Origin of the sequence: Azospirillum sp. ST 5-10, assembly GCF_051225715.1 — a bacterium.
Taxonomy (GTDB): domain Bacteria; phylum Pseudomonadota; class Alphaproteobacteria; order Azospirillales; family Azospirillaceae; genus Azospirillum.
Map to the genome: position 1 here is coordinate 221,483 of NZ_JBPJSP010000001.1, position 25,043 is coordinate 246,525.

Annotated in this window: 31 protein-coding genes; 19 read left to right on the top strand and 12 right to left on the bottom strand. The window is 72.9% G+C overall.

Annotated elements, in window-relative coordinates; genetic code table 11:
• The first annotated feature begins 18 nt into the window (after positions 1–18).
• Together ACSBPG_RS01075 and ACSBPG_RS01080 are read left to right on the top strand one after the other, a co-directional pair.
• Positions 19–627 (top strand): pentapeptide repeat-containing protein, encoded by a 609-nt coding sequence (locus ACSBPG_RS01075; protein WP_435535236.1) that lies wholly within the window; start codon positions 19–21, stop codon positions 625–627.
• Between the two features lie 197 nt (positions 628–824).
• Positions 825–1,472 (top strand): response regulator, encoded by a 648-nt coding sequence (locus tag ACSBPG_RS01080; protein ID WP_435535237.1) that lies wholly within the window; start codon positions 825–827, stop codon positions 1,470–1,472.
• Between the two features lie 13 nt (positions 1,473–1,485).
• Here ACSBPG_RS01080 and znuA read toward each other — a convergent pair whose 3' ends face one another.
• A complete protein-coding gene (gene znuA / locus ACSBPG_RS01085) occupies positions 1,486–2,529 on the bottom strand; it encodes a zinc ABC transporter substrate-binding protein ZnuA (RefSeq protein ID WP_435535238.1) in 1,044 nt (347 codons plus the stop codon).
• 103 nt (positions 2,530–2,632) lie between these two features.
• Between znuA and znuC the strand changes: the two genes are divergently transcribed.
• Both znuC and znuB read left to right on the top strand, forming a co-directional pair.
• Entirely contained in the window at positions 2,633–3,451 is an 819-nt protein-coding gene (znuC, locus tag ACSBPG_RS01090) for a zinc ABC transporter ATP-binding protein ZnuC (RefSeq protein WP_435535239.1), read from the top strand.
• Between the two features lie 13 nt (positions 3,452–3,464).
• Positions 3,465–4,253 carry a zinc ABC transporter permease subunit ZnuB gene (znuB, locus tag ACSBPG_RS01095; protein ID WP_435535240.1) on the top strand — a complete coding sequence of 263 codons (789 nt, stop codon included), beginning with the start codon at positions 3,465–3,467 and terminating at the stop codon, positions 4,251–4,253.
• A 7-nt stretch (positions 4,254–4,260) separates the two neighbouring features.
• Here znuB and ACSBPG_RS01100 read toward each other — a convergent pair whose 3' ends face one another.
• From ACSBPG_RS01100 to ACSBPG_RS01110, 3 genes are read right to left on the bottom strand one after another with little or no spacing between them, the layout of a single operon-like run.
• Positions 4,261–4,512, bottom strand: coding sequence for a hypothetical protein (locus ACSBPG_RS01100; protein ID WP_435535241.1), 252 nt, complete (start codon positions 4,510–4,512; stop codon positions 4,261–4,263).
• Positions 4,509–4,841, bottom strand: coding sequence for a hypothetical protein (locus ACSBPG_RS01105; protein ID WP_435535242.1), 333 nt, complete (start codon positions 4,839–4,841; stop codon positions 4,509–4,511). The genes ACSBPG_RS01100 and ACSBPG_RS01105 overlap by 4 nt, the downstream gene beginning before the upstream one ends.
• Complete coding sequence (locus ACSBPG_RS01110; protein WP_435535243.1) at positions 4,829–5,005, bottom strand: hypothetical protein; 177 nt, start codon at positions 5,003–5,005, stop codon at positions 4,829–4,831. Before ACSBPG_RS01110 ends, ACSBPG_RS01105 begins: the two co-directional genes overlap by 13 nt.
• A gap of 149 nt (positions 5,006–5,154) precedes the next feature.
• On the opposite strand from ACSBPG_RS01110, the gene ACSBPG_RS01115 reads away from it, so the two are divergent.
• The 7 genes from ACSBPG_RS01115 (at position 5,155) to ACSBPG_RS01145 (ending at position 11,285) form a co-directional block, all read left to right on the top strand.
• Positions 5,155–5,958: a (Fe-S)-binding protein gene (locus ACSBPG_RS01115; protein ID WP_435535244.1), complete on the top strand. Its 804-nt coding sequence runs from the start codon at positions 5,155–5,157 to the stop codon at positions 5,956–5,958.
• Between the two features lie 13 nt (positions 5,959–5,971).
• Positions 5,972–7,411 carry a LutB/LldF family L-lactate oxidation iron-sulfur protein gene (locus ACSBPG_RS01120; protein WP_435535245.1) on the top strand — a complete coding sequence of 480 codons (1,440 nt, stop codon included), beginning with the start codon at positions 5,972–5,974 and terminating at the stop codon, positions 7,409–7,411.
• Positions 7,408–8,097 (top strand): LutC/YkgG family protein, encoded by a 690-nt coding sequence (locus tag ACSBPG_RS01125; RefSeq protein ID WP_435535246.1) that lies wholly within the window; start codon positions 7,408–7,410, stop codon positions 8,095–8,097. Before ACSBPG_RS01120 ends, ACSBPG_RS01125 begins: the two co-directional genes overlap by 4 nt.
• A 14-nt stretch (positions 8,098–8,111) precedes the next feature.
• Positions 8,112–8,666 (top strand): Smr/MutS family protein, encoded by a 555-nt coding sequence (locus tag ACSBPG_RS01130; protein WP_435535247.1) that lies wholly within the window; start codon positions 8,112–8,114, stop codon positions 8,664–8,666.
• A gap of 421 nt (positions 8,667–9,087) precedes the next feature.
• Entirely contained in the window at positions 9,088–9,492 is a 405-nt protein-coding gene (locus ACSBPG_RS01135) for a helix-turn-helix domain-containing protein (protein ID WP_435535248.1), read from the top strand.
• Positions 9,493–9,593: 101 nt separating this feature from the next.
• Positions 9,594–10,391 (top strand): 4-hydroxy-tetrahydrodipicolinate reductase, encoded by a 798-nt coding sequence (gene dapB / locus ACSBPG_RS01140; RefSeq protein WP_435535249.1) that lies wholly within the window; start codon positions 9,594–9,596, stop codon positions 10,389–10,391.
• A 66-nt stretch (positions 10,392–10,457) separates the two neighbouring features.
• A complete protein-coding gene (locus tag ACSBPG_RS01145; protein WP_435535250.1) occupies positions 10,458–11,285 on the top strand; it encodes a DUF1206 domain-containing protein in 828 nt (275 codons plus the stop codon).
• A 13-nt stretch (positions 11,286–11,298) separates the two neighbouring features.
• On the opposite strand, the gene ACSBPG_RS01150 is transcribed toward ACSBPG_RS01145, so the two are convergent.
• Genes ACSBPG_RS01150 through hisB form a run of 7 tightly spaced genes read right to left on the bottom strand, consistent with a single transcriptional unit; the run spans position 11,299 to position 15,369 of the window.
• Positions 11,299–11,664 carry a histidine triad nucleotide-binding protein gene (locus tag ACSBPG_RS01150; protein ID WP_435535251.1) on the bottom strand — a complete coding sequence of 122 codons (366 nt, stop codon included), beginning with the start codon at positions 11,662–11,664 and terminating at the stop codon, positions 11,299–11,301.
• An 8-nt stretch (positions 11,665–11,672) separates the two neighbouring features.
• Positions 11,673–12,011, bottom strand: a complete 339-nt coding sequence (locus tag ACSBPG_RS01155) for a phosphoribosyl-ATP diphosphatase (RefSeq protein WP_435535252.1) — start codon at positions 12,009–12,011, stop codon at positions 11,673–11,675.
• Positions 12,004–12,768 carry an imidazole glycerol phosphate synthase subunit HisF gene (gene hisF, locus ACSBPG_RS01160; protein WP_435535253.1) on the bottom strand — a complete coding sequence of 255 codons (765 nt, stop codon included), beginning with the start codon at positions 12,766–12,768 and terminating at the stop codon, positions 12,004–12,006. The genes ACSBPG_RS01155 and hisF overlap by 8 nt, the downstream gene beginning before the upstream one ends.
• Positions 12,765–13,517 (bottom strand): 1-(5-phosphoribosyl)-5-[(5-phosphoribosylamino)methylideneamino]imidazole-4-carboxamide isomerase, encoded by a 753-nt coding sequence (gene hisA, locus ACSBPG_RS01165; RefSeq protein WP_435535254.1) that lies wholly within the window; start codon positions 13,515–13,517, stop codon positions 12,765–12,767. The genes hisF and hisA overlap by 4 nt, the downstream gene beginning before the upstream one ends.
• Positions 13,514–14,077 (bottom strand): N-acetyltransferase family protein, encoded by a 564-nt coding sequence (locus tag ACSBPG_RS01170; protein ID WP_435535255.1) that lies wholly within the window; start codon positions 14,075–14,077, stop codon positions 13,514–13,516. The genes hisA and ACSBPG_RS01170 overlap by 4 nt, the downstream gene beginning before the upstream one ends.
• A 3-nt stretch (positions 14,078–14,080) precedes the next feature.
• A complete protein-coding gene (gene hisH / locus ACSBPG_RS01175; protein ID WP_435535256.1) occupies positions 14,081–14,725 on the bottom strand; it encodes an imidazole glycerol phosphate synthase subunit HisH in 645 nt (214 codons plus the stop codon).
• Positions 14,726–14,745: 20 nt separating this feature from the next.
• A complete protein-coding gene (hisB, locus tag ACSBPG_RS01180; RefSeq protein ID WP_435535257.1) occupies positions 14,746–15,369 on the bottom strand; it encodes an imidazoleglycerol-phosphate dehydratase HisB in 624 nt (207 codons plus the stop codon).
• A 189-nt stretch (positions 15,370–15,558) separates the two neighbouring features.
• On the opposite strand from hisB, the gene ACSBPG_RS01185 reads away from it, so the two are divergent.
• The 3 genes from ACSBPG_RS01185 to hslU all read left to right on the top strand — a co-directional run bounded on the left by ACSBPG_RS01185 (position 15,559) and on the right by hslU (position 18,825).
• Entirely contained in the window at positions 15,559–16,857 is a 1,299-nt protein-coding gene (locus tag ACSBPG_RS01185; protein ID WP_435535258.1) for a serine protease, read from the top strand.
• A 103-nt stretch (positions 16,858–16,960) separates the two neighbouring features.
• On the top strand, positions 16,961–17,509 hold the full coding sequence (hslV, locus tag ACSBPG_RS01190; protein WP_435535259.1) for an ATP-dependent protease subunit HslV: 549 nt from the start codon (positions 16,961–16,963) through the stop codon (positions 17,507–17,509).
• Positions 17,509–18,825, top strand: coding sequence for an ATP-dependent protease ATPase subunit HslU (gene hslU, locus ACSBPG_RS01195; protein ID WP_435535260.1), 1,317 nt, complete (start codon positions 17,509–17,511; stop codon positions 18,823–18,825). The genes hslV and hslU overlap by 1 nt, the downstream gene beginning before the upstream one ends.
• Positions 18,826–18,858: 33 nt before the next feature.
• Here hslU and ACSBPG_RS01200 read toward each other — a convergent pair whose 3' ends face one another.
• Positions 18,859–20,370 (bottom strand): alpha/beta hydrolase, encoded by a 1,512-nt coding sequence (locus tag ACSBPG_RS01200; RefSeq protein WP_435535261.1) that lies wholly within the window; start codon positions 20,368–20,370, stop codon positions 18,859–18,861.
• Positions 20,371–20,587: 217 nt separating this feature from the next.
• Between ACSBPG_RS01200 and ACSBPG_RS01205 the strand changes: the two genes are divergently transcribed.
• The 5 genes from ACSBPG_RS01205 to ACSBPG_RS01225 all read left to right on the top strand — a co-directional run bounded on the left by ACSBPG_RS01205 (position 20,588) and on the right by ACSBPG_RS01225 (position 25,003).
• The gene (locus tag ACSBPG_RS01205) at positions 20,588–20,812 is read left to right on the top strand and encodes a hypothetical protein (RefSeq protein WP_435535262.1); all 225 of its coding nucleotides are present in this window, start codon (positions 20,588–20,590) and stop codon (positions 20,810–20,812) included.
• Positions 20,813–20,998: 186 nt separating this feature from the next.
• Positions 20,999–21,226, top strand: coding sequence for a hypothetical protein (locus tag ACSBPG_RS01210; RefSeq protein ID WP_435535263.1), 228 nt, complete (start codon positions 20,999–21,001; stop codon positions 21,224–21,226).
• Complete coding sequence (locus ACSBPG_RS01215) at positions 21,204–21,599, top strand: MarR family transcriptional regulator (RefSeq protein WP_435535264.1); 396 nt, start codon at positions 21,204–21,206, stop codon at positions 21,597–21,599. Before ACSBPG_RS01210 ends, ACSBPG_RS01215 begins: the two co-directional genes overlap by 23 nt.
• Positions 21,600–21,810: 211 nt before the next feature.
• Positions 21,811–22,695 carry a helix-turn-helix domain-containing protein gene (locus ACSBPG_RS01220; RefSeq protein ID WP_435535265.1) on the top strand — a complete coding sequence of 295 codons (885 nt, stop codon included), beginning with the start codon at positions 21,811–21,813 and terminating at the stop codon, positions 22,693–22,695.
• 154 nt (positions 22,696–22,849) lie between these two features.
• Positions 22,850–25,003 carry a TonB-dependent siderophore receptor gene (locus tag ACSBPG_RS01225; RefSeq protein ID WP_435535266.1) on the top strand — a complete coding sequence of 718 codons (2,154 nt, stop codon included), beginning with the start codon at positions 22,850–22,852 and terminating at the stop codon, positions 25,001–25,003.
• Positions 25,004–25,043 lie beyond the last annotated feature (40 nt).

Consider the following 25,043-nt stretch of genomic DNA (forward strand, 5'->3'; position numbering starts at 1 on the left):
CCCCACCCCTGAACGGGCATGACCATGATCGCGACCTTGCAGGACCGTCTTCTGATGCCGGCGGCGCTGGCTCTGCTGCTCGCCCTCGCCATCCCGGCACGGGCCGAGGAGGCCGACGACGAGCCGCCGCGCCAGGAGGCCGGCGGCTGCCTCCTCGTCCCGCAGACATCGTGCCCCGGCGCCGATCTGCGGCACCGCGACCTGCGCAACCTCGACCTCCGCGGTGCGGACCTGCGGGGTGCCAACCTGTCCCGCGCCGACCTGCGGCACGCCAACCTGACCGGGGCGGAGCTGGCCGGCGCCAACCTGACCGCCGCCGACCTGCGGCTCGCCTTCCTGCAGGGCGCGTCGTTCCGCGGCGCCCGGATGATCGGCGCCGACCTCGAATTCGCCCGCGCCGCCAAGGCGGATTTCGAAGGCGCCGATCTGGAATCCGCCAACCTCGAGATGATCCGCGCGAACGGCATCCGTCTCGTCGGCGCCAACCTGACCAACAGCAATCTTCAGGAAGCCAAGCTCTACGACGCGAACATGATGAACGCCCGGATGGAGGGGGCGAAGATCCGGTTCGCGATCTTCCAGAGCGCCTTCATGGAAGGGTGCCGCGGATGCCCGTTCGACTGGTGACGGAAACGACGGGGAATTCACAGGGAAGCCGGGGAGGGAAGCCGGCATAGGGAAGCCGGTGGCCCGCCGCAGACCCCGAACGTCCCGCCAAAGGATTACCGTTGGCGCCGCCAGCAATTCTCTTGGCGCCTCCTCGCCGGGTCTGTCATGATCGTGCCCGAGGGAACGCTCATCAAGACAAGCGTGGACAACACGCCATGACACGCATCCTGATCGCCGACGACCACCCGATGGTGCGCGACGCCCTGCGCAGTGCCGTGTTCTACTCCTGCCAGGTCACCGACGTGCTGGAGGCGGACGCGTTGGACGGCGTCGTCAGCGCGCTGGAGGAGCGCGGCGACCTGGACCTCGTCCTGCTCGACCTCAACATGCCCGGCATGGACGGGCTGTCCGGGCTGCGCATGCTGCGCCGGCGCTTTCCGGCCACCCCGGTGGTGGTCGTCTCGGCCCACGACGAGCCGCGGCTGGTGCGGGAGGCGATCCAGTCCGGCGCCACCGGCTTCATCCCCAAATCCACCCCGCGCGACGCCATCGCCGGCGCGCTCCGCGAGGTGCTGCTGGGCAACGTCTACGTCCCCGCCGCCGCTGAGGAGGCATCCGCCGAGGACGAGGCGGAGGAGAAGGAGGCGGCGGAGATCGCGCGCCGCATCGCCACGCTCACCGCCCAGCAGCAGCGCGTCCTGGAGTTGCTCGGCACCGGCAAGCTCAACAAGGAGATCGCCTTCGAGCTGAGCATCACCGAAACCACGGTGAAAGCCCACGTCTCCGCCGTCCTTCAGAAGCTCAAGGTCTACAGCCGCACCCAGGCCGTGGTGATCGCCGGACGGGCCATGTCACGGCGCTGAAGCGAAGTCCCGCTTAGCCCTTCAGGCAGCCCGCCAGCGACGCGGCGAGGCCCCGCATCAGCGCCGGATAGAGGTCCGGCCCGTCGGGCAGGTCGGCGCCGACCGGATCGAGCACGCCGGTGCGCGCCCCGGTCCCCTCGACGATGGTGCCGACCAGCTTCGGCTCGAACTGCGGTTCGGCGAAGACGCAGACGGCGTCCAGCCCGGCGATCTTGGCGCGGATCTCCGACAGGCGCCGGGCCGAGGGGCGCTGCTCCGGGCTGACCGTGATGGCGCCGACGGCGTTCAGGCCGTAGCGCGCCTCCAGATAGGGATAGGCGTCGTGGAAGACGACGAAGGGCTTGTCCTTCACCGGCGCCAGGGTCGCCGCCAGCTCGCCGTCGAGCGCGTCGAGCCGGGCCGCGGCGGCGGCGGCGTTGGCGCGGTAGGCCGCGGCGTTGGCCGGGTCGGCGGCGGCCAGCGTGTCGGCGACCGTGGCGACGATGGCCTTGGCGTTGCGCGGGTCCAGCCAGAGATGGGCGTTCACGTGCTCGTGCCCTTCGTGGCCGTGCTCCCCGTGGTCATGATCCCCGTGGTCATGATCCCCGTGGTCATGATCCTCGTCGTCATGATCCTCATGGGCGTGCTCCTCGTGGTCGTGCCCGTCGCCGTGGTCGGCGTGCTCGCCGCCGTGGCTGTGGGCTTCCCAGGCGCCGCCCCCGCGCGCCTCCAGCAGGGTCAGGCCGGGGGCCTCCATCAGCTCGACGATCCGCGCCGTGCCGGCGATGCTGTCGAGGGGCTTCTCCAGGAAGCCCTCCAGCCCCTCGCCGATCCAGAACACCACGTCGGCGCCCTGCAGGGCGCGGGCGTCCGAGGGCCGCAGCGCGTAGGTGTGGGGCGAGGCGCCGCCGTGCACGATCAGGCCCGGCTCGCCCACGCCCTTCATCACGGCGGCGACCAGGGAGTGCAGCGGCTTCACCGAGGCGACCACGGCCGGCGCCGCGGCGGCCGGCGCGGCGGCGCCGGCGAGCACGCCGGCGACCAGGGGAACGGCGAGGAGGGCTGGCAGCGGGCGCATGGCAGGTCCTTTTCGGTGGGCGCCCGCGGCGCGGCGCTGGACAGCCGCGGCGTTTGGGCGCATAGGAGAACGCGCGCCGCAGATTGTGACGTTATAACATAACATGTCAAGCCCCTCCCCGCCCCCCGGCGATCCTCTCCCGCCCGCCAGCCCGCTGGTGGAGGTGCGCGGCCTGACCGTCGCCCTCGGCGGCCGGACCGTGCTCGACGGCGTCGACCTCACGGTCGGCCGTGACGAGATCGTCACCCTGATCGGCCCCAACGGCGCCGGCAAGACGACCCTGGTGCGCGCCGTGCTGGGGCTGGTCGCGCCGGGCGCCGGCACGGTGGTGCGGCGGCCGGGTCTGCGGGTCGGCTACATGCCCCAGCGCATCGCCGTCGACGCGACCTTGCCGCTGACGGTGCGCCGCTTCCTCGGCCTGTGGCGGCGGGTGCGGCAGCCGCGCCTGGCGGCGGCGATGGCGGCGGCGGGGGTGGCGCACCTCGCGGACTCCCCGGTGCAGTCGGTGTCGGGGGGAGAGATGCAGCGGGTTCTGCTGGCCCGCGCCCTGCTGGCCGAGCCCGACCTCCTGGTGCTGGACGAGCCGGACCAGGGGGTCGACGTGCACGGCCAGGCCGAGCTGTTCGCCCGCATCGACGCGGTGCGCAAGGAGCGCGCCTGCGGCGTGCTGCTGGTCAGCCACGACCTGCACACGGTGATGGCGCGCACCGACCGGGTGCTGTGCCTCAACCGGCACGTCTGCTGCTCCGGCCGGCCGGAGGACGTGCGCCGCCACCCGGAATACCACGCCCTGTTCGGCCGCCACGCCGACGCGCTGGCGGTCTACGTGCACCACCACGACCACGCCCACACCGGCGACGGCCGCGTCGTCCCCGGCCCCGGCCCCGGCCCCGGCCCCGGCCACGACTGCTGCGACCACTGACGGAGGCCGGGCGATGGACGACTTCATGATCCGGGCGCTGGTGGCGGGCTGCGGCATCGCCGCGGTGGCGGGGCCGCTCGGCTCCTTCGTGGTGTGGCGCCGCATGGCCTATTTCGGCGACACGCTCGCCCACTCGGCGCTGCTGGGGGTGGCCCTGGGATTCCTGCTGGACGTCGAGCCCACCCTCGGCGTGGTGGCGGTGTGCGTCGTGCTCTCGCTCCTGCTGGTGGCGCTGCAGCAGCGCCGGGCGCTGGCCTCGGACACGCTGCTCGGCATCCTCTCCCATTCCTCGCTGTCCCTGGGGCTGGTCGCCATCGCCTTCCTGGAGACCCTGCGGGTCGACCTCGTCGGCTATCTCTTCGGCGACATCCTGGCGGTGACCACGGCCGACATCGTGCGGGTCTACGTCGGCGGCGGGCTGGCGCTGGCCGGCGTGGCGGCGCTGTGGAACCGCCTGCTGGCGGTCACCGTCGACGAGGACCTGGCGCGCGTGGAGGGCATGCCGGTGGTGGCCCTGCGCCTCGCCTTCATGCTGCTGATCGCGGTGGTGATCGCGGTCGCCATGAAGATCGTCGGCATCCTGCTGATCACCTCGCTGCTGATCATCCCCGCCGCCGCCGCCCGCCGCTTCGCCCGCACGCCGGAGCGGATGGCGGTCCTGGCCTCGCTGATCGGCATGGCGGCGGTGGTCGGCGGCATGCTGGCGTCGCTGGCCTGGGACCTGCCCGGCGGCCCCAGCGTCGTGGTGACGGCGGCGGCCCTGTTCCTGGCCAGCGCGCTGGTGCCGGTGCGGGCGGGATGAGGGATGGTCAGACGCCCGGTTCGGGATCCGGCAGCCACGACGTCTCCACACCGTCGGTCTCCGACGGAATGTCGATGATGGCCGGATTTGGATTGCGCCGGGCCGCGCGGACGTTGCGCCAGATGCTCTCCGCAGCACCCGCTGGCAACGCGCCGGTCCGTTCGAGACCAGTGAGGAACGCCCGGGTCGACACGGAGTGCACCGGACGGGGTCCGTAGAACTGTGGATCGGCGAGGCGAGATTCCTCGAACAGGATCATATGGGGCCGTCACCCACCCGCCCCAGCTTGATGGCGTTGAGCACCGGCTCCTCGCCGAGGTCGGACGGGGCATTCATTCCGGAGCGCCGCAGCGCCGCCGCCATGCGCCCCACCTCGGTCTCGACGATCTCAAGATAGGAAGGCTTGCCGTCGATCCAGGCACGGATGATCCGTCCGGCCTCGCTCTTCGGGTTCCAGGTCGCCTCGTAGACGACCTCGTCGGTCAACACCACCGGGACGGAAAGACGACCCAGCAGGTCCAACGCCTGGCCCAGCGCCAAGGTGAACAGCGGCCCGGTGTCGGCGAGTACGACCGTCACTCGGGCCATGGTTCGGCACCCAGCAGCGCCGCGACGATGTGGGCCTCGATCTCCACCGCCTTCTTGTCCTCTTCGGTTTCCGATTTGGCGAGGACGTAGGCGACGATGGCGTCGGGATCGCGGGGATCCCAGCCCTGGGCACGAATCCACTCCCGGCGCGGCGGCATTCTCATGGGGTCGGCTTCTGGCAAAGCGGCGGAACGGGACCAACGGCGCCGATCGTAGGCTGTTTCCTCGGAGGCGGCACCTTCCTTGCTGACGGCGCGGCCACCACGTATTGTCCAGCGCTCCGCCCTGTTCGTTTCCGGAACCGACCGTCTCCATGCCCGATCCCGCGCCCACCCCCGATCCCCAGCCGTCGCCGCCGACGGGACGCCGCGTCGGGCTGTTCGTCACCTGCCTCGTCGACCTCTACCGGCCGACCGTCGGCTTCGCCGCGGTCAAGCTGCTGGAGGAGGCGGGCTGCACGGTGGAGGTGCCGGCCGGGCAGACCTGCTGCGGCCAGCCCGCCTACAACGCCGGCCGGCGGGCCGACGCGCAGGCGCTGGCGCGCCGCACCATCGCGCTGTTCGAGGGGTTCGACCACGTGGTGGTGCCGTCGGGCTCCTGCGCCGGGACGATCCGCGTCCACTACCCCGAGCTGCTGGCCGACGATCCCGCCTGGGCGCCGCGGGCCCGCCATCTGGCGGCGCGCACCCACGAGCTGGTGTCGTTCCTCACCGACGTGCTGGGGCTGTCGGCGGTGGCGGCGCGCCACGCCGGCGCCGTGACCTACCACGACTCCTGCTCCGGCCTGCGCGAGCTGGGGATCCGCGAGCAGCCGCGCCGGCTGCTGCGCTCGGTCGCGGGACTGGAGCTGCGGGAGATGGCGGGGACCGAGGTGTGCTGCGGCTTCGGCGGCACCTTCTGCGTCAAGTATCCCGACGTCTCCGGCCGCATGGTCGCCGACAAGGCGGCGGCGGTCGCCGCCACCGGCGCCGCGACGGTGCTGGCCGGCGACATGGGCTGCCTGCTCAACATCGCCGGCAAGCTGTCGCGCGACGGCTCCCCCGTCGCCGCCCGCCACGTCGCCGAGGTGCTGTCGGGGCTGGCCGGCACGGTGCCGCCGATCGGCGCCAAGGGCTGAAGGGGGGACGCCCATGCAGCCGACATCCCGCCGCTTCCCCGAGAACGCCCGCGCCGCGCTGGCCGACGAGCGCCTGCAGTACATGCTGGGCAAGTCGGCCGGCGGCTTCCAGGTGCGCCGCGCCATGGCGGCCGAGCGCCTGCCCGAGTTCGAGACCCTGCGCGACCAGGGCAAGGCGATCAAGGACCACACGCTCGCCCACCTCGACCTCTACCTCGAACGCTTCGAGCAGGCGGTGGCCGCCCAGGGCGGCACCGTCCACTGGTGCCGCACCGCGGCGGAGGCCCGCGACACCGTCCTCAGCCTGTGCCGCGAGGCCGGGGCGAAGACGGTCACCAAGGGCAAGTCGATGATCGCCGAGGAGATCGCGATCAACGACCACCTCGAGGCCAACGGCCTCGTCCCCATCGAGACCGACCTCGGCGAGTACATCGTCCAGCTCCGCAAGGAGCCGCCCAGCCACATCATCGCCCCGGCCTTCCACGTCTCCAAGGAGCAGGTCGCCGACGCCTTCCGCGCCGCCCACGCCGAGCTGCCCGCCGACCGCCCGCTGGCCGAGCCGCGGGAGCTGCTGGCCGAGGCGCGGGCGATGCTGCGCCGCCGCTTCCTGGAGGCCGACGTCGGCATCACCGGCGCCAACCTGCTGATCGCCGAGACCGGCCAGACCGTCATCGTCACCAACGAGGGCAACGGCGACCTGACGCAGACCCTGCCGCAGACGCACATCGTGCTCGCCTCCATCGAGAAGGTGGTGCCGACCCTGGAGGACGCCGCCACCGTGCTGCGCCTGCTGGCGCGCTCGGCGACGGGCCAGGAGTTCTCGGCCTACACCACCTTCTCCGCCGGCGGCCGGCGGCCCGGCGATCTCGACGGGCCGCAGGCCTTCCACGTGGTGCTGCTCGACAACGGCCGCTCCGCCCTGCTCGGCACGGAGTTCCAGGAGGTGCTGCGCTGCATCCGCTGCGGCGCCTGCATGAACCACTGCCCGGTCTACGGCGTGGTCGGCGGGCACGCCTACGGCTGGGTCTACCCGGGGCCGCTCGGCGCCGTGCTCGACCCGGCGCTGATCGGGCTGGAGGAGGCCGGGCACCTGCCCAACGCCTCGACCTTCTGTGGCCGCTGCGAGGCGGTCTGCCCGATGCGCATCCCGCTGCCCAAGATGATGCGCCATTGGCGCGAGCAGGAGGTGGCGCGCGGCCTGCAGCCGGCCGCCATGCGCCGCGGCCTCGGCCTGTGGGCGTGGTTCGCCAAGCGCCCCGCCCTCTACCACGCCGCCGCGCGCACGGCGGTGCGCCTGCTGAAGGCGGTCACCCGGGGCAAGGGCCGTGCCGCCGCCCTGCCGCTGGCCGGCGGCTGGACCCGCCACCGCGACCTGCCGCCGCCGGAGGGGCGCACCTTCCAGGAATTGTGGGCCCGGGAGCTGCGGACCGGACGCCGGGGAGGCCGGCGATGAGCGAGGCCCGCCGCCAGATCCTCGACGGCATCCGCCGCTCGCTCGGCCGGCCGGAGGCCGACGGCGAACGCGCCGGCACCGTCGCCGCGCGCCTCGCCCGCCACCCTCGCAACCTCGTCCCCGCCCGCGCCCGCATCGCCGAGGCCGAGCGGGTCGCCCTGTTCGTGCAGATGGCGACCGAGGCCTCGGCGACCCTGGAGCGGCTGCCCGACCTCGCCGCCGTCGCCGGGGCGGTGGCCGACCACCTCGCCGCCCACAACCTGCCGGCCGAGCTGCGCGTCGCCCCCGACCCGCTCCTCGACGCGGTGCCCTGGTCGGCGCGGCCGACCCTGACGGTGAGCCGCGGTCCCGCCCGCGGCGGCGACGCCGTGTCGCTGACCGGGGCGGCGGCGGGGATCGCCGAGACGGGCACCCTCCTCTTCGTTTCGGGACCGGAACATCCCACCACCCTGAACTTCCTGCCCGACACCCACATCGTCGTCCTGGAGCGCCGGCGCATCCTCGCCACCTACGAGGACGCCTGGGATTCGTTGCGGGAACGTTTCCCCGAAGGGCCGCCGCGCGCCGTGAACCTGGTCACCGGCCCGTCGCGCACCGGCGACATCGAACAGACCATCCAGCTCGGCGCCCACGGGCCGCGGCGGCTGCACATCCTCCTCGTCGGGGATGGCGGGCCGGCCGGCTGAGGGGCGGCGGGACGATGGCGCGCAAGCGGACGCTCAGCGAGGAGGAACGCCGGCTGTGGCGCCTTGTCATGCGCGATGCCCAGCCCCTGCCCGGCCGCACCCTGGCCGAGGAGATGACCTCGGCGCCGCCGGCGCCCGCCCCGCCGCCGGAGGCGGCGCCCGCCGCGGCGCCGACGGCGCCGGCACCGGCCCGGCGGGGCAAGCCGGCGCTGCCGCCGCTGCGCCCGGGCGAGCACGTCGACATGGACCGCCGCTCCGCCGACCGGCTGCGCCGCGGCCGCATGGAGATCGACGGGCGCATCGACCTGCACGGCATGACCCAGGCGCAGGCGCACGGGGCCTTGGCCGCCTTCGTCCACCGCTGCTGGCACGAGGGCCGGCGCTGCGTGCTGGTGATCACCGGCAAGGGCAGCTTCAGCCCGGAGGGCGGCGTGCTGCGCCGCGCCGTGCCGCGCTGGCTGGCCGATCCGCCGCTGCGGCCGATGATCCTGGCGGTGCAGCCGGCCCAACCCATGCACGGCGGCGAGGGCGCGCTGTACGTGCTGATCAAGCGGCGCCGGGACCGCTGAGGACCGTGCCGTCGCCCGCCCCCGCTCCGCCCCGCCGCCCGCGTCCCAGGCGCGCCTCCGCCCGCTGGGGAGAGGACTCCCGCGACGCCCGGACGCTTTTGACGAGTCCCCCTCAATCCACCCATCGGACGAAGAAAAAAGCCCCTCTCCCCGTGCGGGAGAGGGGTTGGGGTGAGGGGGCGGCGCCGCAGGCGCGGTCAACGGCGGCTTACAGATGCCTAACCGCCGGATGGCAGCCCCCCCCTTGCCGGGCAACAGGTTTCCTTTGCGCTGACGCGCGACGGTCCCCTCACCCCAGACCCCTCTCCCGCAAGGGGAGAGGGGCTTTTGGAGACCGCCGGCCGGTCCATCCCGCCGGATGTGGGACCACGATGGCCCCTCCGGGAGCGGGTCCGGTCCTCAGCCGCCGCCGGTCGGCGCCATGACCCCGTTCGGCGAGAGGGTCCGCACCTTGCGCGCCGCCAAGGGCGTGACGCTGAAGCAGATGGCGGCCGACCTGCACATCTCCTCGGCCTACCTGTCGGCGCTGGAGCACGGCAAGCGCGGCCAGCCCTCGGCCCAGCTCGTCCGCCAGGTCTGCGCCTATTTCGGCATCATCTGGGACGAGGCGGAGGAGCTGGAGCGCCTCGCGGCGCTCTCGCACCCCCGCGTCACCGTCGACACCGCCGGGCTGAGCCCGAAGGCCACCGAGGTCGCCAACCGGCTGGCCGAAGGCATCCACGCCCTCGACGACGGCGCCCTGGACGCCCTGCTGGGGGTGCTCGACGCCGCCGCGCGGGCCGCCGCACGGGCCGGCGGCCGCCGCCGCCGCGCCGGCCGCCGCTGAGCCGCCGCTGGGCCGCCGCTGGGCCGCGCAACCGCTGGCCGGGCCCCGTCCATGTGTGCTACAGGCCGGACGTTGGTTGGTCCTGCGGGCGGGAGGCGGACATGAAGATCGGCGTGGTCGGGTGCGGTGGTCGGATGGGGCAGATGCTGGTGCGCGAGATCCTCGCCACGCCGGGCTGCACGCTGGCCGGCGGCACGGAGCGGGTCGGCGGCCCCCTGGTCGGCCGCGACGTCGCCGTCATCGCCGGGCTGGAGCCGGCGGGGGTGGCGGCGGTCGACGACGCGGTGCCGCTGTTCGCCGAGGCCGACGCCGTCATCGACTTCACCACGCCGGAGGCCACCGAGCGCCACGCCGCGCTGGCGGCGCAGAGCCAGACCGTTCTGGTGGTCGGCACCACCGGCCTCAACCCGGCGCAGCAGGAGTCGCTGGCCAGGGCGGCGACCCACACGCCGATCGTCCAGGCCCCCAACATGTCGGTCGGCGTCAACCTGCTGTTCGCGCTGGTCGAGCGGGTGGCCGGCGTGCTGGCCGAGGACTACGACATCGAGATCGTCGAGATGCACCACCGCCACAAGGTCGACGCCCCGTCGGGCACGGCGCTCGGCCTCGGCCGCGCCGCCGCCGCCGGCCGCGGCGTGGCGCTGGACGAGGTCTGGCAGAAGGTGCGCGACGGCCACACCGGCCCGCGCACGCCGGGCGCCATCGGCTTCGCCACCCTGCGCGGCGGCGACGTGGTGGGCGACCACAGCGTGGTCTTCGCCGCCGAGGGCGAGCGCATCGAGCTGACCCACAAGGCGTCGAGCCGCCAGGTCTTCGCCAAGGGCGCGGTGCGCGCCGCGCTGTGGGCCAACGCCAAGCCGTCGGGCCTCTACTCCATGCGCGACGTGCTCGGGCTCTGAGGCGCCCGGACGGAACCGCCGCGCCGCCGCCGGGGTTGTAAGCGGCACCGGAAGGGGGGCGGTGCCATGCAAGGGCTTGCGCGGTTCCGCGGCGTCGAGGGCTTGGCCCGGCTGGGCTACGCGGCGCGCGGACTGGTCTATCTGGTGGTCGGCTGGTTCGCCGTGCTGGCGGCCGAAGGGCGCGGCAGCCCGACCGACACCAAGGGGGCTTTGGTCAAGCTGCTGACCCAGCCGATGGGCGCGGTGCTGCTGGGCGTCGTCGCCCTCGGGCTGGCGGCCTACGCGCTGTGGCGGATCGCCGAGGCGGCGCTCGACGTCGACGGCCGCGGCCGCGAGCCCAAGGCGCTGGCGACGCGGGCGGCGCACGTCGCGTCGGGGCTGCTCCACCTCAGCTTGGCCGCCGCCGCGGTCGGCCTGCTGGCGACCGGGCACGTCGGCAACGGCGATTCCTCGGCGCGGGACTGGACGGCGTGGCTGATGGCGTGGCCGCTCGGGCGCTGGCTCGTCGCCGCCGTCGGCGTCGCCGTGATCGCGGCCGCCTTCGCCCATTTCGCCAGGGCCTGGACCGCCGGCTTCTGCCGCCACCTGACCGTGTCGGGCCACGCCCGGCGCATCGTCGAGCCGCTGGGCCGCGCCGGCTACGCCGCACGGGGCGTGGTCTTCACGCTCGTCGGCCTGTTCTTCCTGACCGCCGCGTGGCAGGCCGACGCCTCGGAATCCGGCGGCCTGCGCCAGGCGCTGCGCACCCTGCAGGATCAGCCCTACGGCCCGTCGCTGCTCCTGGTCGTCGCCGCCGGGCTGGTGGCGTTCGGCCTGTTCGGCTTCGTCCAGGCCGCCTACCGCCGCATCGACGTCGACCGCGCCGAACGCAAGGTCTGGCGGGTGGTGACCTAGGGGGGTCGCGCCGTCACCCCTTGGCGGGGCCGATCATGCCGCCGAGGTCGCGGCCGGCGAAGATGTGGATGTGCAGGTGCGGCACCTCCTGGTGGGCGTCGCGGCCGCAGTTGGCGAGGATGCGGTAGCCCGGCTCGACCGCGCCGACCTGGCGGGCGACCTCGCCGACGGCGCGGAACAGGCCGGCGATCTCGGCCTCCGAGGCCTTGGCGGTGAAGTCGTCCATGCCGACGTACTCGCCCTTGGGGATCACCAGCACGTGGGTCGGCGCCTTGGGGTCGATGTCGTGGAAGGCCAGCGCGGTGTCGCTCTCGTAGACCTTCCGGCACGGGATCTCGCCGCGCAGGATGCGGGCGAACACGTTGTTGCGGTCGTACATGGTCGGACTCACCCCTCCGTCTTGCGTGCCGTCTTCTCGTCGATGCCGCTGGTGCCCTCGCGCGCCTGCAGGAGCGTCCACACCTCCGCCGGCTCCACCCCGGCGTCGGCCCACAGCACCATCAGGTGGTAGAGCAGGTCGGCGGATTCCGCGGCGATCTTGGCGCGGTCGCCGCGCATCGCCTCGATCACCGTCTCCACCGCCTCCTCGCCCAGCTTCTGGGCGATCTTGGCGGTGCCGCGGGCGTAGAGCTTGGCGGTGTAGGAGGTCGACGGATCGGCCCCCTTGCGCGACGCGACGGTGCGGTGGAGGCGGTCGAGGATCTCGGCGGTCGGGCGCTCAGCCATGGGCGCGCACCGGGATGCCGGCGCGGGCCAGCGCCGCCTTGGCCTCGCCCACGGTGTAGGTGCCGAAATGGAAGATCGAGGCGGCCAGCACCGCGGTGGCGTGGCCGTCGCGGATGCCCTCGACCAGATGGTCGAGCGTGCCGACGCCGCCCGACGCGATGACCGGCACCCGCACCGCGTCGGCCACCGCGCGGGTCAGCGCCAGGTCGAAGCCGCTCTTGGTGCCGTCGCGGTCCATCGAGGTCAGCAGGATCTCGCCGGCGCCGTAGGCGGCCATGCGCCGCGCCCACTCCACCGCGTCCAGCCCGGTCTCCTTGCGGCCGCCGTGGGTGAACACCTCCCACCGCTCCGGCCCCGTGCGCTTGGCGTCGATGGCGACGACGATGCACTGGCTGCCGAACTTCTCCGCGCCCTCGCGCACGAACTCCGGGCGGTGGACGGCGGCGGTGTTGATGGACACCTTGTCGGCGCCGGCCAGCAGCAGCTTGCGGATGTCCTCGACCGTGCGCACGCCGCCGCCGACGGTCAGCGGCATGAACACCTGCTCGGCGGTGCGGCGCACCACGTCGAAGATGGTGTCGCGGTTCTCGTGGCTGGCGGTGATGTCGAGGAAGGTCAGCTCGTCGGCGCCCTCGCGGTCGTAGACCCGCGCCTGCTCGACGGGGTCGCCGGCGTCGATCAGGTCGACGAAGTTCACCCCCTTGACGACCCGGCCGTCCTTGACGTCCAGGCAGGGGATGACGCGCATCTTCATCATGGCCGGGAATCCTCGCGCACCCCGTCGGACAGCAGCGCCAGCGCGGCCCCGGGGTCGATCCGCCCGTCGTAGAGGGCGCGCCCGCAGATCACGCCCTCGATGCCGGCCTCCTCCTCCCGCTTCAGCGCCTGCAGGTCCTCGATGGAGGAGACGCCGCCCGAGGCGATGACCGGGGTGGTCAGGTGGAAGGCGAGGTCGGCGGTGGCCTCGACGTTGACGCCGCCCATGGCGCCGTCGCGGTTGATGTCGGTGTAGATGATGGCGGCGACGCCGCTGTCCTCGAACCTCAGCGCCAGGTCCAGCGCCTTGATCTCCGAGGTCTCGGCCCAGCCGGCGACGGCGACGTAGCCTTCCCGCGCGTCGATGCCGACGGCGACCCGGCCGGGGAACTGGCGGCAGGCCTCCCTCACCAGCTCGGGGTTGCGCAGGGCGACGGTGCCGAGGATGACGCGGCGCACCCCCTTGGCCAGCCACATCTCGATGGTCTTCAGGTCGCGGATGCCGCCGCCGAGCTGCACCGGCAGGTCGCCGACCGCCGCCAGGATGCGCTCGACCGCCTCGGCGTTCACCGGCCGGCCGGCGAAGGCGCCGTTGAGATCGACGAGATGCAGCCACGCGAAGCCCTGCGCCTTGAAGGCGGCGGCCTGGTCGGCCGGGTCGGTGTTGAAGACGGTCGCGTGGTTCATCTCGCCGCGCACCAGCCGGACGCAGGCACCGTCCTTGAGATCGATGGCGGGGTAGAGGATCATTGCGGCGTATCGTCCAGTTGCGGGTTCGAGGTGAGGTCTTTGTAGTAGAAGTGGCCGGGCACCGGCCGGCCGTCGACCAGGGCATAGTAGGGGTGGGTGCCCCAGTGGGTGAAGCCCAGGTGTTCGTACATCACGATGGCCGCCTCCTGGCTGGCCCGCACGTCCAGGTTCAGGATGCGGAATCCCAACTCGCGGGCGGTGCGCTCCACCACCAGGGTCAGCTTGCGCGCCAGCCCGTGGCCGCGCGCCCAGGGGGCGACGAAGGCGGTGGTGAGGGAGCAGGCGTGGGCCTGCGCCTCGTTGTTGCGGGGCGGGCGGACGAGCTGGGCCGAGCCGGCGATCACCCCGTCGAGGCGGCCGACGAAGAGGATGCGCTCCGGCACCACCAGCACGCCCCGCCAGTAGCGTTCCATGACGTCGCGCGGCGGCGGCTCGACCCAGCCGAAGCCGCCGCCGCCGCGGATCGCCTCGTCGGCGGCGTCGCACAGGTCGTGCAGGTCGGCGGCGCGCAGACGCTCCTCCACCCGCTCGACCGTGGCGATGGGGGTCAGGCCCGACATCGCTCAGGGAGTCCAGGTCAGGAAGTTGGCGATCAGGGTCAGGCCGGCGGCCTGGCTCTTCTCCGGGTGGAACTGGGTGCCCACCAGGTTGGCGCGGCCGATCACCGCGGTCACCGGCCCGCCATAGTCGACCCGCGCCAGCTCGGTCGCCGGATCGGCGCAGCGGAACCGGTAGGAGTGGACGAAGTAGCCGTGGGCGTCGGCCGGCAGGTTGCGCAGCACCGGGTGGTCGCGCAGCAGCACCAGGTCGTTCCAGCCCATGTGGGGGATCTTGAGGGCGGGGTCGGCGGGCTCCAACGGCACCACCTCGCCGTCGATCCAGCCCAACCCCTCGTGCACGCCGTGCTCCAGCCCGCGCGCCGCCATCAGCTGCATGCCGACGCAGATGCCGAGGAACGGGCGACCGCCGCGGATCACCGCCTCCTCCAGCGCGTCGCGCATGCCGGGGACGGCGTCGAGCCCGCGCTTGCAGTCGGCGAAGGCGCCGACGCCGGGCAGGACGATGCGGTCGGCGCGCCGCACCGCGTCGGCGTCGGCGGTGACCAGGACGTTGCAGGGAAGGCCGGCCTCGGCGGCCGCGCGCTCGACCGCCTTGGCGGCGGAGCGCAGGTTGCCGGAGCCGTAGTCGATGAGGGCGACCGTCGCCATGGGATCAGGAAACCTGTGGGTTAGAGCGAGCCGCCGAGCGTGCCCTTGGTGGACGGCACGGCGTCGGCCTTGCGGCGGTCGATCTCGACCGCGGACCGCAGGGCGCGGGCCAGCGCCTTGTAGCAGCTCTCGACGATGTGGTGGTTGTTCTCGCCGTAGAGGGTCTCGACGTGCAGGGTCAGCCCGGCCGACCCGGCGAAGGCCTGGAACCATTCGCGGAACAGCTCGGTGTCCATGTCGCCGATCTTGTCGCGGCTGAAGGCCACCTTCCACACGAGATAGGGGCGGTTGGAGAAGTCCAGCGCCACCCGCGTCAGGGTCTCGTCCATCGGCACGTAGGCGTGGCCGTAGCGGCCGATGCCCTTGCGGTCGCCCAGCGCCCTGGTCACCGCCTGGCCGATGGCGATGCCGGTGTCCTCGGTGGTGTGGTGGTAGTCGATGTGCAGGTCCCCCTCGGCCACCACGGTCAGGTCCATCAGGCTGTGGCGCGAGAGCTGCTCCAGCATGTGGTCGAGGAAGCCGATGCCGGTGCGCACGTCGTAGACGCCGCTGCCGTCCAGGTTCACCGCCACCCGGATGCGGGTCTCGGTGGTGTTCCGCTCGATGGTGGCGCGCCGCGCGCCGCTCGGTGGGGAGGTGTCCATGGCCGATGGTTTAGCACCAACGCACGGCGTGCGCCAGCGCCCGCGGGCCTGCGTTTTCACCCCCTCGCGCGGCCCCGCCCGGGTCCGCCGGGGACGTGCCGCCGCGGGCGGGGCGGCGGAAAGAGCGGATTTGCACGCGGGAACGCTCCACGCTATGCTTCATTGCAGCCATGACGTGCATATCGCCTTATGCGCACACCGCTCCCGATCCTGGCCCTTCTGCTCCCCGCCTGCGCCGCCTGGTCGAGCGGGGAGCCGCCGCCGCCCCGCGCGGTGCCGCCGATGGTGGCGCCGGGGGCGACGGAGCCGCTGCGGTTCGGCGGCCTGGGGCTGGGCTCCATGCGCCGCGGCACCGAGATCGGCCGCTACGTCTGGGGGATCGACTGCGCCGCGCCGTTCGGCCGGACCTTCTGGACCAGCGGCCGCCACCTGCGCGAGGGGACGAGCTGGGAGGAGCGCTTCGCCGAGGTCATGGGCGCCGCCGGCTACGACGTCGCCGGCGGCGGCGACCGCTTCTACGAGATCAAGGAGCAGCGCCGGCGCGCCCGCTACAGCGTGGCGGCGGAACTGCGCGACGTCCGCCTCGAGCTGTGCCGGCGCGAGGACTGGATCACCGGCGCCGACCTCGGCATCAGCGGGGCCGGCTCGGTCAAGGTCGACTGGGCGCTCTACGACGCCGAGGCGGCGCGCCTGCTGCACCGGGTGACCACCACCGGCAGCGCCGCCGTCGACGGCGGGGTGCCCGAAGGCGACGTGCTGCTGATCGAGGAGGCGTTCGCCGCCGCGGTCGAAGGGCTGGCGGCCGACGACGGATTCCGCGCCGCCGTGGCGAAGGGCGGTGGACCGCCGCCGTCCCTTGTCCCGGCGGCGCTGCAGCCCGCCGGCCCGCCGGCCGCCGCGGCGCTGGGCGTCGACACGCCGCCGCCGCTGGGCGGCACGGTGGAGGCGGCGCGCGGCCGCATCGCCGCCGCCCTGGTGGCGGTCGGCACCGGCCGCGGGCTGGTGGTCGGCGAGGCCGAAGGCGGCGCGGTCCTGCTGGCGCCGGCCGCGGCGGCGGGGGGCGGCGACACGGTGACCGTGCGGCCGGCCGAGGGCGTGGCCCTCGACGGCGCGGTCGCCGGCCGCGACGCCCGCACCGGCCTCGTCCTGGTGCGGGTGCCGGCGCGGCTGACGGCGCTGCCGCTGCGCAGCGGCGGCGTGGCCGTCAGCGAGCCCGTGCACCGGCTGCTGGACGGCCGCGGCCGCACCGCGGCGGGCATCGTCGGCGGCCGCCACACGGACGCCCGGTGGGGCGGCACGGTGCTGCTGGCCGACCTCGACGGGCCGCCGCCGCGGCCGGGCGACCCGCTGCTCGACGATGCCGGCAACCTCGTGGGACTCGCCCTGCCGGAGGCCCCGGCCATGCCCGGCGACGACGCGCTGCCGGCCTTCGTCCCGGCCGGCGACGCCCTGGCGGCGCTCGGCGCGACCCTGCGCGGGCGACCTTAGGCGGCCTTGACCGGCCGGGAGGATTGCCCCACATGCACAGCCAACCGTCCGGCATCACGGTCGATGCGCGGATGGCCCTTTCCATTCCCGGTGCCCGGATTCCATGACTTCCCACGATCCCATCCAGTGGCACGGCACCACCATCCTGTCGGTCCGCAAGGACGGCCGGGTGGTGATCGCCGGCGACGGCCAGGTCTCGCTCGGCCAGACGGTCATCAAGCACAACGCCCGCAAGGTGCGCCGGCTGGCCGGCGGGGCGGTGATGGCCGGCTTCGCCGGCGCCACGGCCGACGCCTTCACCCTCTTCGAGCGCCTGGAGGCCAAGCTGGAGCAGCATCCGGGCCAGCTCACCCGCGCCTGCGTCGAGATGGCCAAGGACTGGCGCACCGACCGCTACCTGCGCCGGCTGGAGGCGATGATGGCGGTGGCCGACCGCGACGTCTCGCTGGTGCTGACCGGCAACGGCGACGTGCTGGAGCCCGAGGACGGGCTGATCGGCATCGGCTCGGGCGGCGCCTACGCGCTGTCGGCGGCGCGCGCGCTGGTCGACGTCGACGGCCTGGACGCCGAGGCGATCGCCCGCAAGGCGATGCGGATCGCCGCCGGCATCTGCGTCTACACCAACGAAAACGTCGTCGTGGAATCCATGTGATGACCGCCTTCAGCCCCCGCGAGATCGTCTCCGAGCTCGACCGCTACATCGTCGGCCAGCACGACGCCAAGCGCGCCGTCGCCATCGCCCTGCGCAACCGCTGGCGCCGCCAGCAGCTCGCCGAGGGCCTGCGCGAGGAGGTGCTGCCGAAGAACATCCTGATGATCGGCCCGACCGGCGTCGGCAAGACCGAGATCGCCCGGCGCCTGGCCAAGCTGGCCCAGGCGCCGTTCCTCAAGGTCGAGGCGACCAAGTTCACCGAGGTCGGCTACGTCGGCCGCGACGTCGAGCAGATCGTCCGCGACCTCGTCGAGATCGCCATCGCGATGACCCGCGAGCGGTTGCGCAAGGAGGTCGTCGCCAAGGCCGAGGTGCGCGCCGAAGAGCGGGTGATCGACACGCTGTGCGGCGAGAACGCCAGCGCCGAGACGCGGCAGAAGTTCCGCAAGATGCTGCGCGAGGGCACGCTGAACGACAAGGAGATCGAGATCCAGGTGGCCGACACCACCATGGGCGGCATGCTGCCCACCTTCGACGTGCCGGGCATGCCGGGGGCGCAGATGGGCATGCTCAACCTCAACGACATCTTCGGCAAGGCGTTCGGCGGCCGCACCAAGCCGCGCCGCATGACGGTGGCCGAGAGCTACGCGGTGCTGGTGGCCGAGGAGTCCGACAAGCTGCTCGACCAGGAGAAGGTGGTGGCCGAGGCGATCCGCTCGGTCGAGCAGAACGGCATCGTCTTCCTCGACGAGATCGACAAGATCTCCGCCCGCTCCGACGCCCGTGGCGGCGCCGACGTCAGCCGCGAGGGGGTGCAGCGCGACCTGCTGCCGCTGATCGAGGGGACCACCGTCAACACCAAGCACGGGCCGGTCAAGACCGACCACGTCCTGTTCATCGCCTCGGGCGCCTTCCACCTGGCCAAGCCGTCCGACCTGCTGCCCGAGCTGCAGGGGCGCCTGCCCATCCGCGTCGAGCTGAAGCCGCTGTCGCGCGACGACTTCAAGCGCATCCTGACCGAGCCGGAAGCCAGCCTGATCAAGCAGTACAAGGCGCTGATGGCGACCGAGGAGCTGACGCTGGAGTTCACCGAGGACGCCATCGACGAGCTGGCCCGCCTGGCCGCCGAGATCAACACGACGGTGGAGAACATCGGCGCCCGGCGCCTGCACACGGTGATGGAGCGCCTTCTCGAGGAGATCAGTTTCACCGCCGGCGACCGCGCCGGCGACAGCGTGACCATCGACGCCGCCTACGTCACCGAGCGGGTCGGCAGCCTCGCCAAGAACGCGGACCTGTCGAAGTTCATCCTGTAGGGGGTGGTCGCGCCCGTCCCCCGGCCGTGACGATCACTCCGCGACGAACCGCGGCGCCGCTGCGGCACCGGGGCAGGGCCGGACGCGGGCCGGATCCGGCGTCTCCACGAAGGCCACCGCCCGCTCCAGGGCGCACGCGTCGCTCGCCGTGACGATGTGGCCGGCGGCGCGGAACACCAGATGGCGGCTGCGCGGCAGGGTGGCGGCGGCGCGCGCGCCCCAGGACGGCGGCGTGAAGGGATCGTAGGCGCCGGACAGCAGCAGCACCGGCACGGCGCTCGCCACCGCCAGCCGCTCGCCGGGCTCCTGCACGCCGGCCGGCCAGTCGGCGCAGACCCGGCGCAGCGGCGCCGGATCGGCCGCCGCCCCGAAGGGCAGCGCGCGGCGCCACGCCGCGGCGACCCGGACCGGGTCGGCGGGGTTGACGGTCTCGCGGCACTCGATGGCGAACGCCATGCCGTCGGCCGTCTCGGGATCGCCCAGCCAGGGGCCCGGGGCGAACAGCGCCAGCTCGTCGAGCCGGCCGCGCGCGGCGCGCCCGAGCATGGCCGGCAGCAGCGGCAGCGGATCGCTCTCGGCCATCGCCTCCAGGGCCGCCGCCAGGGCCGCCGCCCCGTCGAGGCGCACCACGCGCGGCGCGCCCGACGCGTCGGCGCCGCCGACCTCGACGTCGGCCGGCGCCAGGTCGAGTCGGGCGACCAGCCGGGCGACACGCCGTTCCAGGTCGGGGAAGGCGGTGCGGCAGCGGCGGCTCGCCGCGCAGTCCTCGAACAGCCGGGCGAAGGTGGCCGCGGCGACCGCCGGCTGCTCCTCCAGGGCGGCGATGCCGGGCGGGTAGACGCCGTCGAGAACCGCCGCCCGCACCCGGCCGCCATGGCGCCGCAGCGCCTCCAGGGCCACCCGCGTGCCGTACGACACGGCCAGCAGGTTGACGCGCTCCGCCCCCAGGGCGGTGGCGAGGTCGACGAGGTCGTCGGCAAGCGCCGCCGTGGAGAAGGCCGTGAGGTCGACCCCGGACGCCCGCAGACGCTCGGCGCAGGCCCGCAGGGCGACGGCCTCCAGGGCGTCCCGCCGCTCCGCCGCCACCGGCCGGGACGCCGGCGCCGCCGCCAGGGCGTCCAGTTCCGGACAGTCGGTGTCGGGCTCGGCCCGGCCGGTGCCGCGCGCGTCGAACAGGACGACGTCGCGCTGGCGGCGGAAGGCCGCCGAGGTCTCCCACCACGCCTCCATCCGCTCCTCCACGCCGGTGCCGGTGCCGAACACCGCGGCCCCCGGGCCGCCCTCCACGAACAGCAGGGGATCGGCGGCGGGCGACGCGGCGGGGCTGCGCAGGATGGCGACGGGAAGCCGCAGGGTGCGGGCGCCGGCCCGGTCGCGGTGCTCCGGCACCTCCAGGGTGGCGCAGTCGGCCCGCTCGCCCTCCGGCACGCTGAACCAGCACGCCGCGGGCAGCAGCCGCGGCGCGGCGCCGGGCGCCGCCGGCGCGGCGGTCAGGGCGGCCAGCAGGGCGGCCGCCGGGAGGGCGAGGGAACGGGACGGTGGCACGGCCGGACCGGGCGGATGCGGAGGGGACCCGTCCTGTTTGACGCGGATCGGGCGGCGAAGTCCAGCGCCGGGCGACAGGGGCGCGGCCGGCGTGACCAACCGGCCACAGGCGGCGTCCGCCTTCGCGGCGGGCGGCCGGCCGCCCCCCACCAACGGGCGGTTGACGAAATTTATCCGATGTAGGATCGTTTGCCCACCTGCATCTATGGAGACCCCCATGGAAAGCCTCTGGCAGACCGCGTGGCGGCGATGGCTGCACGCGCGCAGCCTGCACGGCGTCGACCACCTGTGCGATCATCTGCGCCGCGACATCGGCGTCGACACCGTCGATCCGCTGGCCCAGGCCGGCCGGGACGGCACCGGCCGGGAAACCGCCGAATCCATCCGGACACGCAACTCTTGCCACTCTCGGACATTCGGCGTCTTGCACGAATGGCGCTGAACGGCGATACCTGAACCTCCCGCAACCGACCCTTCCACCAGGAGAGCGTCATGAAAACCATTCCCCTCACCCTCCGAGTTCCCAATCACCGAGTTCCCGAGTGGCGAGCTTGCAACGATCAGCCGCGAGGTCGGCATCGGCACGCGGCGGGACCGTCCAGCGACTTTCGGATAGCGAGGGGATACAATGAGCGTCTTTCTGGGTTTTTGCGGTCATCGAGTCTTCGTTGAGCACGCCCGTTGGGCAACACCGGCCGGTCGCTTCGACCTGCGGCGGGAAAACGGGGAATACGTGGTATGGCTCGGACGCCTGAACATCATCTACACGCCGGCCCGCTGGGTGCCGCCGCCGCCGATCACGGCGTGCCCGCGCCGCGCCGCGGGAGCCGCTGATGGCGACCCGCGCCCGCCCTGACGCGGTGACGACCATCGTCCGCGTCCTCGAGGCGTTCCGCACGCTCGACCCCGACCTGCCGATCCAGTACGCGCTGTCCTTCCTCACCATCGCGCAGAACGAGGGCATCTCCGTGGGCGAACTCGCGGAACGTCTGGGCATCGCCCAGTCCTCGGCCTCGCGCAACGTCGCGGCGCTGAGCCGCTGGCATTCCTTCGGCAAGGCCGGCCTCGACCTCGTGCAGTCGCAGGAGGACCCGCGCGAGCGCCGCCGCAAGATCGTCAGCCTGACCGACAAGGGCCGCGCCTTCCTCGACGGGATGCGCGCCATCGTCGGCAGCGAGCGCCGCCCCGCCGCCGAGAAGCCGGAACCCCGCCGCGCCCGCAGCGCCTGAGCGGCCCCGCCTGAACGGCCCCGCCGGGCCGCCCGCGGGCCGGCGCCCGGCACGGGCAGCCGATGTGGCCGTCCGCCATGAGCAACGGCCCGCCGGTGATTGCGAATGACACTTGTTCGCATTTAAGAACGGCTCTATAACGCATCGGTGCCGCCCGCAGCCGCGCCCCCTGCGCGACAGGCGCGGACGCCGCGACGAGAGAGCCCGCCCCATGACGTTCCAGCCCCAGATGCAGAGCCGGATCGAAGGGATCACCGTCCTCGATGAGCTGAAATGGCGGACCTGGGACGGGGTCATCGCCGACGTCTGGCACGTCGCCTGCTCCGACGAGGCGCGCGGCGAGTACGTCGCCCCCTACCCCCGGCTGGTGGTGGTCCTGGAGCACGACGGAGACGGCGACGTCGACCTGACGACGACGCGCGCGCCGGCGGGGTCCGGGCGTCCCATCGCCCGCCATCCCCTGTGCTACGTTCCCGCCGGCGTGCGGGTGTGGTCGCGGCTCGCCCGCATCCGCCGCCTGCGCCACCTCGACCTCCACCTCGACATGGACGCGCTCGCCCGGCGGTTCGGCGACCAGGTCGACAGCGAGGCGGTGGAGACGCCGCGCCTCAAGTTCGCCGACGACGCCCTCCTCGGCCTCGCCCGCCTGATCGCCGCGGAGTGCACGGCGCCCTCCGGCCTGCACGACCTGTACGGCGACGGCCTGGTCACCGCCCTGCTGGTGTCGCTGCTGCGGGTGTCGCGCAAGGCCGACCGCCGGCGCGGGCAGCTGCCGCCGCGCCAGCTCCGGCGCGCCATCGACTTCATCGAGGACAACTGCGTGCGCAACATCCGCCTGCAGGAGCTGGCCGAGCTGACGGGCCTGTCGCAGTCCTACTTCTGCTCGGCCTTCAAGGCGTCGACCGGCATGCCGCCGCACAAGTGGCAGATGCGGGCGCGGGTCGACCGGGTGAAGGCGCTGCTGCACCGTCCGGACGTCACCCTGGCCGACGCCGCGGCGGCGGCCGGGTTCGCCGACCAGGCCCACCTCACGCGGGTGTTCCGCCAGGTCGTCGGCACCACGCCGGCCGCCTGGCAGCGGAACCTCGCGGTCTGAAGATCGTCCAAAAATCATCCAAGGATGCGCAAGACGGTTCAATCCTCACTCTTGATCTCATGATACCAACCCGCTCATCGCTGGCAATGCGTCTCGACATCTAGGTATAGATGGGACAACGCCCTGCAGCCGGTCTTGATTGGTGGGGTATGCTATGGAATTTGTTCGGAACCGCCGCATCGGGTATATTCTGCTTCAGACGACGGCCGTCGTCGGACTCTTGTGCCCGTCGATCGCCTATTCTCAAGACGCCAACGATACCATCGTCCTCGACCGCCTCACCGTCGGCGGCACGGCGCCGGCCGAGGACGCCACCGGACCGGTCGAGGGCTACGTCGCCAACCGCACCACCGCCGGGGCGAAGACGGGAACCCCCATCGAGGAGGTGCCGCAGTCGGTGTCGGTGATCGGGCGCGAGGAGATGGACGACCGCGGCGCCGAGAAGGCCGACGAGGCGCTGCGCTACACGGCGGGCGTCTTCGCCCAGCCCTTCGGCGCCGACACCGACACCAACTGGCTCTACATCCGCGGCTTCGACGCGACGCAGACCGGCGTCTACCAGGACGGGCTGGCGCTCTACAGCTACGGTTTCGGCGGGCTGTTCGTCGACAGCTTCACCCTGGAGCGGATCGAGGTGCTGCGGGGCGCGTCGTCGGTCCTCTACGGCGCCAGCAACCCGGGCGGCCTCGTCAACTACGTCAGCAAGCTGGCCGACGGCCGGCGGGTGCGCCACGTCGAGACCGGGATCAACGATGCCGGCAACGCCCATCTCGGGTTCGACATCGGCGACCGCTTCAACGAGAAGCTGGACTACCGCGTCGTCGGACGGATCGCCGGCGGCGACACCTACAGCGACCATGCCGACGGCATGCGCGGCACCCTCCAGTCGAGCCTGCGCATCCGGCCGACGGACGACACCAGCCTGACCCTGTTCGCCAACTACACCGACATCGACGAGTCGCACGTGGGCGGCGCCTTCCTGCCCTATGTCGGCAGCGTGGTCGACGCCCCCTTCGGCAAGATCGATCCCGACGCCAACTTCACCGAGCCGGGCAGCGACGAGTACCGCCGCCGTCAGGTCTCCGTCGGCTACCGGTTCGAACACGCCTTCGACGACACCACGACCTTCCGCCAGAACACCCGCTACACCTACGCGGACATCCACGAGGTCTCGATCTATCCCTACGGCTACAACGGCTTCTCGGCGACGCCGACGGATCCCGACAACCTCCTGTCGCGCATCAACTTCGAGCATCAATCCGAGGTCAACTCCTTCCTCATCGACAACCAGCTCGAGAAGAAGGTGGCGACCGGCCCGGTCGACCACACGTTCCTGGTCGGCGTCGACTACCGCTACTACCGGCTCGACCAAGTCCAGCTCTCCGGCTCGGCGACGCCGATCAGCGCCACCGACCCGGTCTACGGCGCCGTCCAGGGCGAACGGTCGCCCTACATCGACCAGGTGCTGACGCTGAACCAGGTCGGCGCCTATCTCCAGGACCAGATGCGCTTCGGCCAGGGCTGGATCGTCACCCTCAACGGCCGCTACGACCATGTCTCCACGGAAGCCGACGGCAATCCCGAGTACGAGGGCGACGACGGCAAGCTGAGCGGCCGCGCCGGCCTCGCCTACGAGTTCGCCAACGGCATCACGCCCTACGCCAGCGTGTCCACCTTCTTCAACCCGGTCCTGGGCTCGTCGGCGGTTGCCGGCGTCTACAAGCCGGAGACCGGCCACCAGGTCGAGGTCGGCGTGAAGTACCTGCCGGACTGGATCGACGGCATCTTCACGGTGGCGCTGTTCGACCTGACCCGCAAGAACGTGGTGACCGGCCCGTTCCTCGGCGAGACGCAGATCGGCGAGGTGAACTCGCAGGGCGTCGAGGTCGAGGCGAAGGTGGACATCACGCCCAACCTCAGGGGCACGGCGGCCTTCACCGCGCTCGACCTGGAGATCACCGAGGACGCCAACGAGGCGCTGACCGGCAACACGCCCTACCTCGTGCCGGAGACCCAGGCGTCCGCCAGCCTGGACTACACGTTCCGCGACAACGTGCTCGACGGCGTGGTCGTCGGCGGCGGCGTGCGCTACGTCGGTTCGTCCTGGGCTGACAACGAGAACACGCTGAAGGTGCCGTCCGCCACCGTCTTCGACGCGCGCATCGGCTACGCCAAGGACAACTGGGGCGCCGACCTCTTCGTGACGAACCTCTTCGACAAGGAGTACGTCGCGAGCTGCCAGACCCAGTACTCCTGCGCCTACGCCGAGGGACGGGTGGTGAAGCTGAACCTGCACATGACCTGGTGACGCCGGGCCGAAGCGGCGGCAGACGGTTGCCCCCTCCCTC

Excerpts from the sequence above, each read along its gene's own strand:
- znuA (WP_435535238.1), bottom strand. The coding sequence starts at position 2,529 with ATGCGCCCGCTGCCAGCCCTCCTCGCCGTTCCCCTGGTCGCCGGCGTG.
- ACSBPG_RS01115 (WP_435535244.1), top strand. The coding sequence starts at position 5,155 with ATGCCCGATCCCGCGCCCACCCCCGATCCCCAGCCGTCGCCGCCGACG.
- ACSBPG_RS01170 (WP_435535255.1), bottom strand. The coding sequence starts at position 14,077 with ATGTCGGGCCTGACCCCCATCGCCACGGTCGAGCGGGTGGAGGAGCGT.
- ACSBPG_RS01110 (WP_435535243.1), bottom strand. The coding sequence starts at position 5,005 with ATGAGAATGCCGCCGCGCCGGGAGTGGATTCGTGCCCAGGGCTGGGAT.
- ACSBPG_RS01100 (WP_435535241.1), bottom strand. The coding sequence starts at position 4,512 with ATGATCCTGTTCGAGGAATCTCGCCTCGCCGATCCACAGTTCTACGGA.
- ACSBPG_RS01145 (WP_435535250.1), top strand. The coding sequence starts at position 10,458 with ATGCAAGGGCTTGCGCGGTTCCGCGGCGTCGAGGGCTTGGCCCGGCTG.
- dapB (WP_435535249.1), top strand. The coding sequence starts at position 9,594 with ATGAAGATCGGCGTGGTCGGGTGCGGTGGTCGGATGGGGCAGATGCTG.
- ACSBPG_RS01150 (WP_435535251.1), bottom strand. The coding sequence starts at position 11,664 with ATGTACGACCGCAACAACGTGTTCGCCCGCATCCTGCGCGGCGAGATC.
- ACSBPG_RS01135 (WP_435535248.1), top strand. The coding sequence starts at position 9,088 with ATGACCCCGTTCGGCGAGAGGGTCCGCACCTTGCGCGCCGCCAAGGGC.
- ACSBPG_RS01215 (WP_435535264.1), top strand. The coding sequence starts at position 21,204 with ATGGCGACCCGCGCCCGCCCTGACGCGGTGACGACCATCGTCCGCGTC.
- ACSBPG_RS01185 (WP_435535258.1), top strand. The coding sequence starts at position 15,559 with ATGCGCACACCGCTCCCGATCCTGGCCCTTCTGCTCCCCGCCTGCGCC.
- hisA (WP_435535254.1), bottom strand. The coding sequence starts at position 13,517 with ATGATCCTCTACCCCGCCATCGATCTCAAGGACGGTGCCTGCGTCCGG.
- ACSBPG_RS01220 (WP_435535265.1), top strand. The coding sequence starts at position 21,811 with ATGACGTTCCAGCCCCAGATGCAGAGCCGGATCGAAGGGATCACCGTC.
- ACSBPG_RS01130 (WP_435535247.1), top strand. The coding sequence starts at position 8,112 with ATGGCGCGCAAGCGGACGCTCAGCGAGGAGGAACGCCGGCTGTGGCGC.
- ACSBPG_RS01205 (WP_435535262.1), top strand. The coding sequence starts at position 20,588 with ATGGAAAGCCTCTGGCAGACCGCGTGGCGGCGATGGCTGCACGCGCGC.
- ACSBPG_RS01210 (WP_435535263.1), top strand. The coding sequence starts at position 20,999 with ATGAGCGTCTTTCTGGGTTTTTGCGGTCATCGAGTCTTCGTTGAGCAC.
- hisB (WP_435535257.1), bottom strand. The coding sequence starts at position 15,369 with ATGGACACCTCCCCACCGAGCGGCGCGCGGCGCGCCACCATCGAGCGG.
- ACSBPG_RS01105 (WP_435535242.1), bottom strand. The coding sequence starts at position 4,841 with ATGGCCCGAGTGACGGTCGTACTCGCCGACACCGGGCCGCTGTTCACC.
- hisH (WP_435535256.1), bottom strand. The coding sequence starts at position 14,725 with ATGGCGACGGTCGCCCTCATCGACTACGGCTCCGGCAACCTGCGCTCC.
- hisF (WP_435535253.1), bottom strand. The coding sequence starts at position 12,768 with ATGATGAAGATGCGCGTCATCCCCTGCCTGGACGTCAAGGACGGCCGG.
- znuB (WP_435535240.1), top strand. The coding sequence starts at position 3,465 with ATGGACGACTTCATGATCCGGGCGCTGGTGGCGGGCTGCGGCATCGCC.
- ACSBPG_RS01080 (WP_435535237.1), top strand. The coding sequence starts at position 825 with ATGACACGCATCCTGATCGCCGACGACCACCCGATGGTGCGCGACGCC.
- ACSBPG_RS01125 (WP_435535246.1), top strand. The coding sequence starts at position 7,408 with ATGAGCGAGGCCCGCCGCCAGATCCTCGACGGCATCCGCCGCTCGCTC.
- hslU (WP_435535260.1), top strand. The coding sequence starts at position 17,509 with ATGACCGCCTTCAGCCCCCGCGAGATCGTCTCCGAGCTCGACCGCTAC.
- ACSBPG_RS01155 (WP_435535252.1), bottom strand. The coding sequence starts at position 12,011 with ATGGCTGAGCGCCCGACCGCCGAGATCCTCGACCGCCTCCACCGCACC.
- hslV (WP_435535259.1), top strand. The coding sequence starts at position 16,961 with ATGACTTCCCACGATCCCATCCAGTGGCACGGCACCACCATCCTGTCG.
- ACSBPG_RS01225 (WP_435535266.1), top strand. The coding sequence starts at position 22,850 with ATGGAATTTGTTCGGAACCGCCGCATCGGGTATATTCTGCTTCAGACG.
- znuC (WP_435535239.1), top strand. The coding sequence starts at position 2,633 with ATGTCAAGCCCCTCCCCGCCCCCCGGCGATCCTCTCCCGCCCGCCAGC.
- ACSBPG_RS01075 (WP_435535236.1), top strand. The coding sequence starts at position 19 with ATGACCATGATCGCGACCTTGCAGGACCGTCTTCTGATGCCGGCGGCG.
- ACSBPG_RS01120 (WP_435535245.1), top strand. The coding sequence starts at position 5,972 with ATGCAGCCGACATCCCGCCGCTTCCCCGAGAACGCCCGCGCCGCGCTG.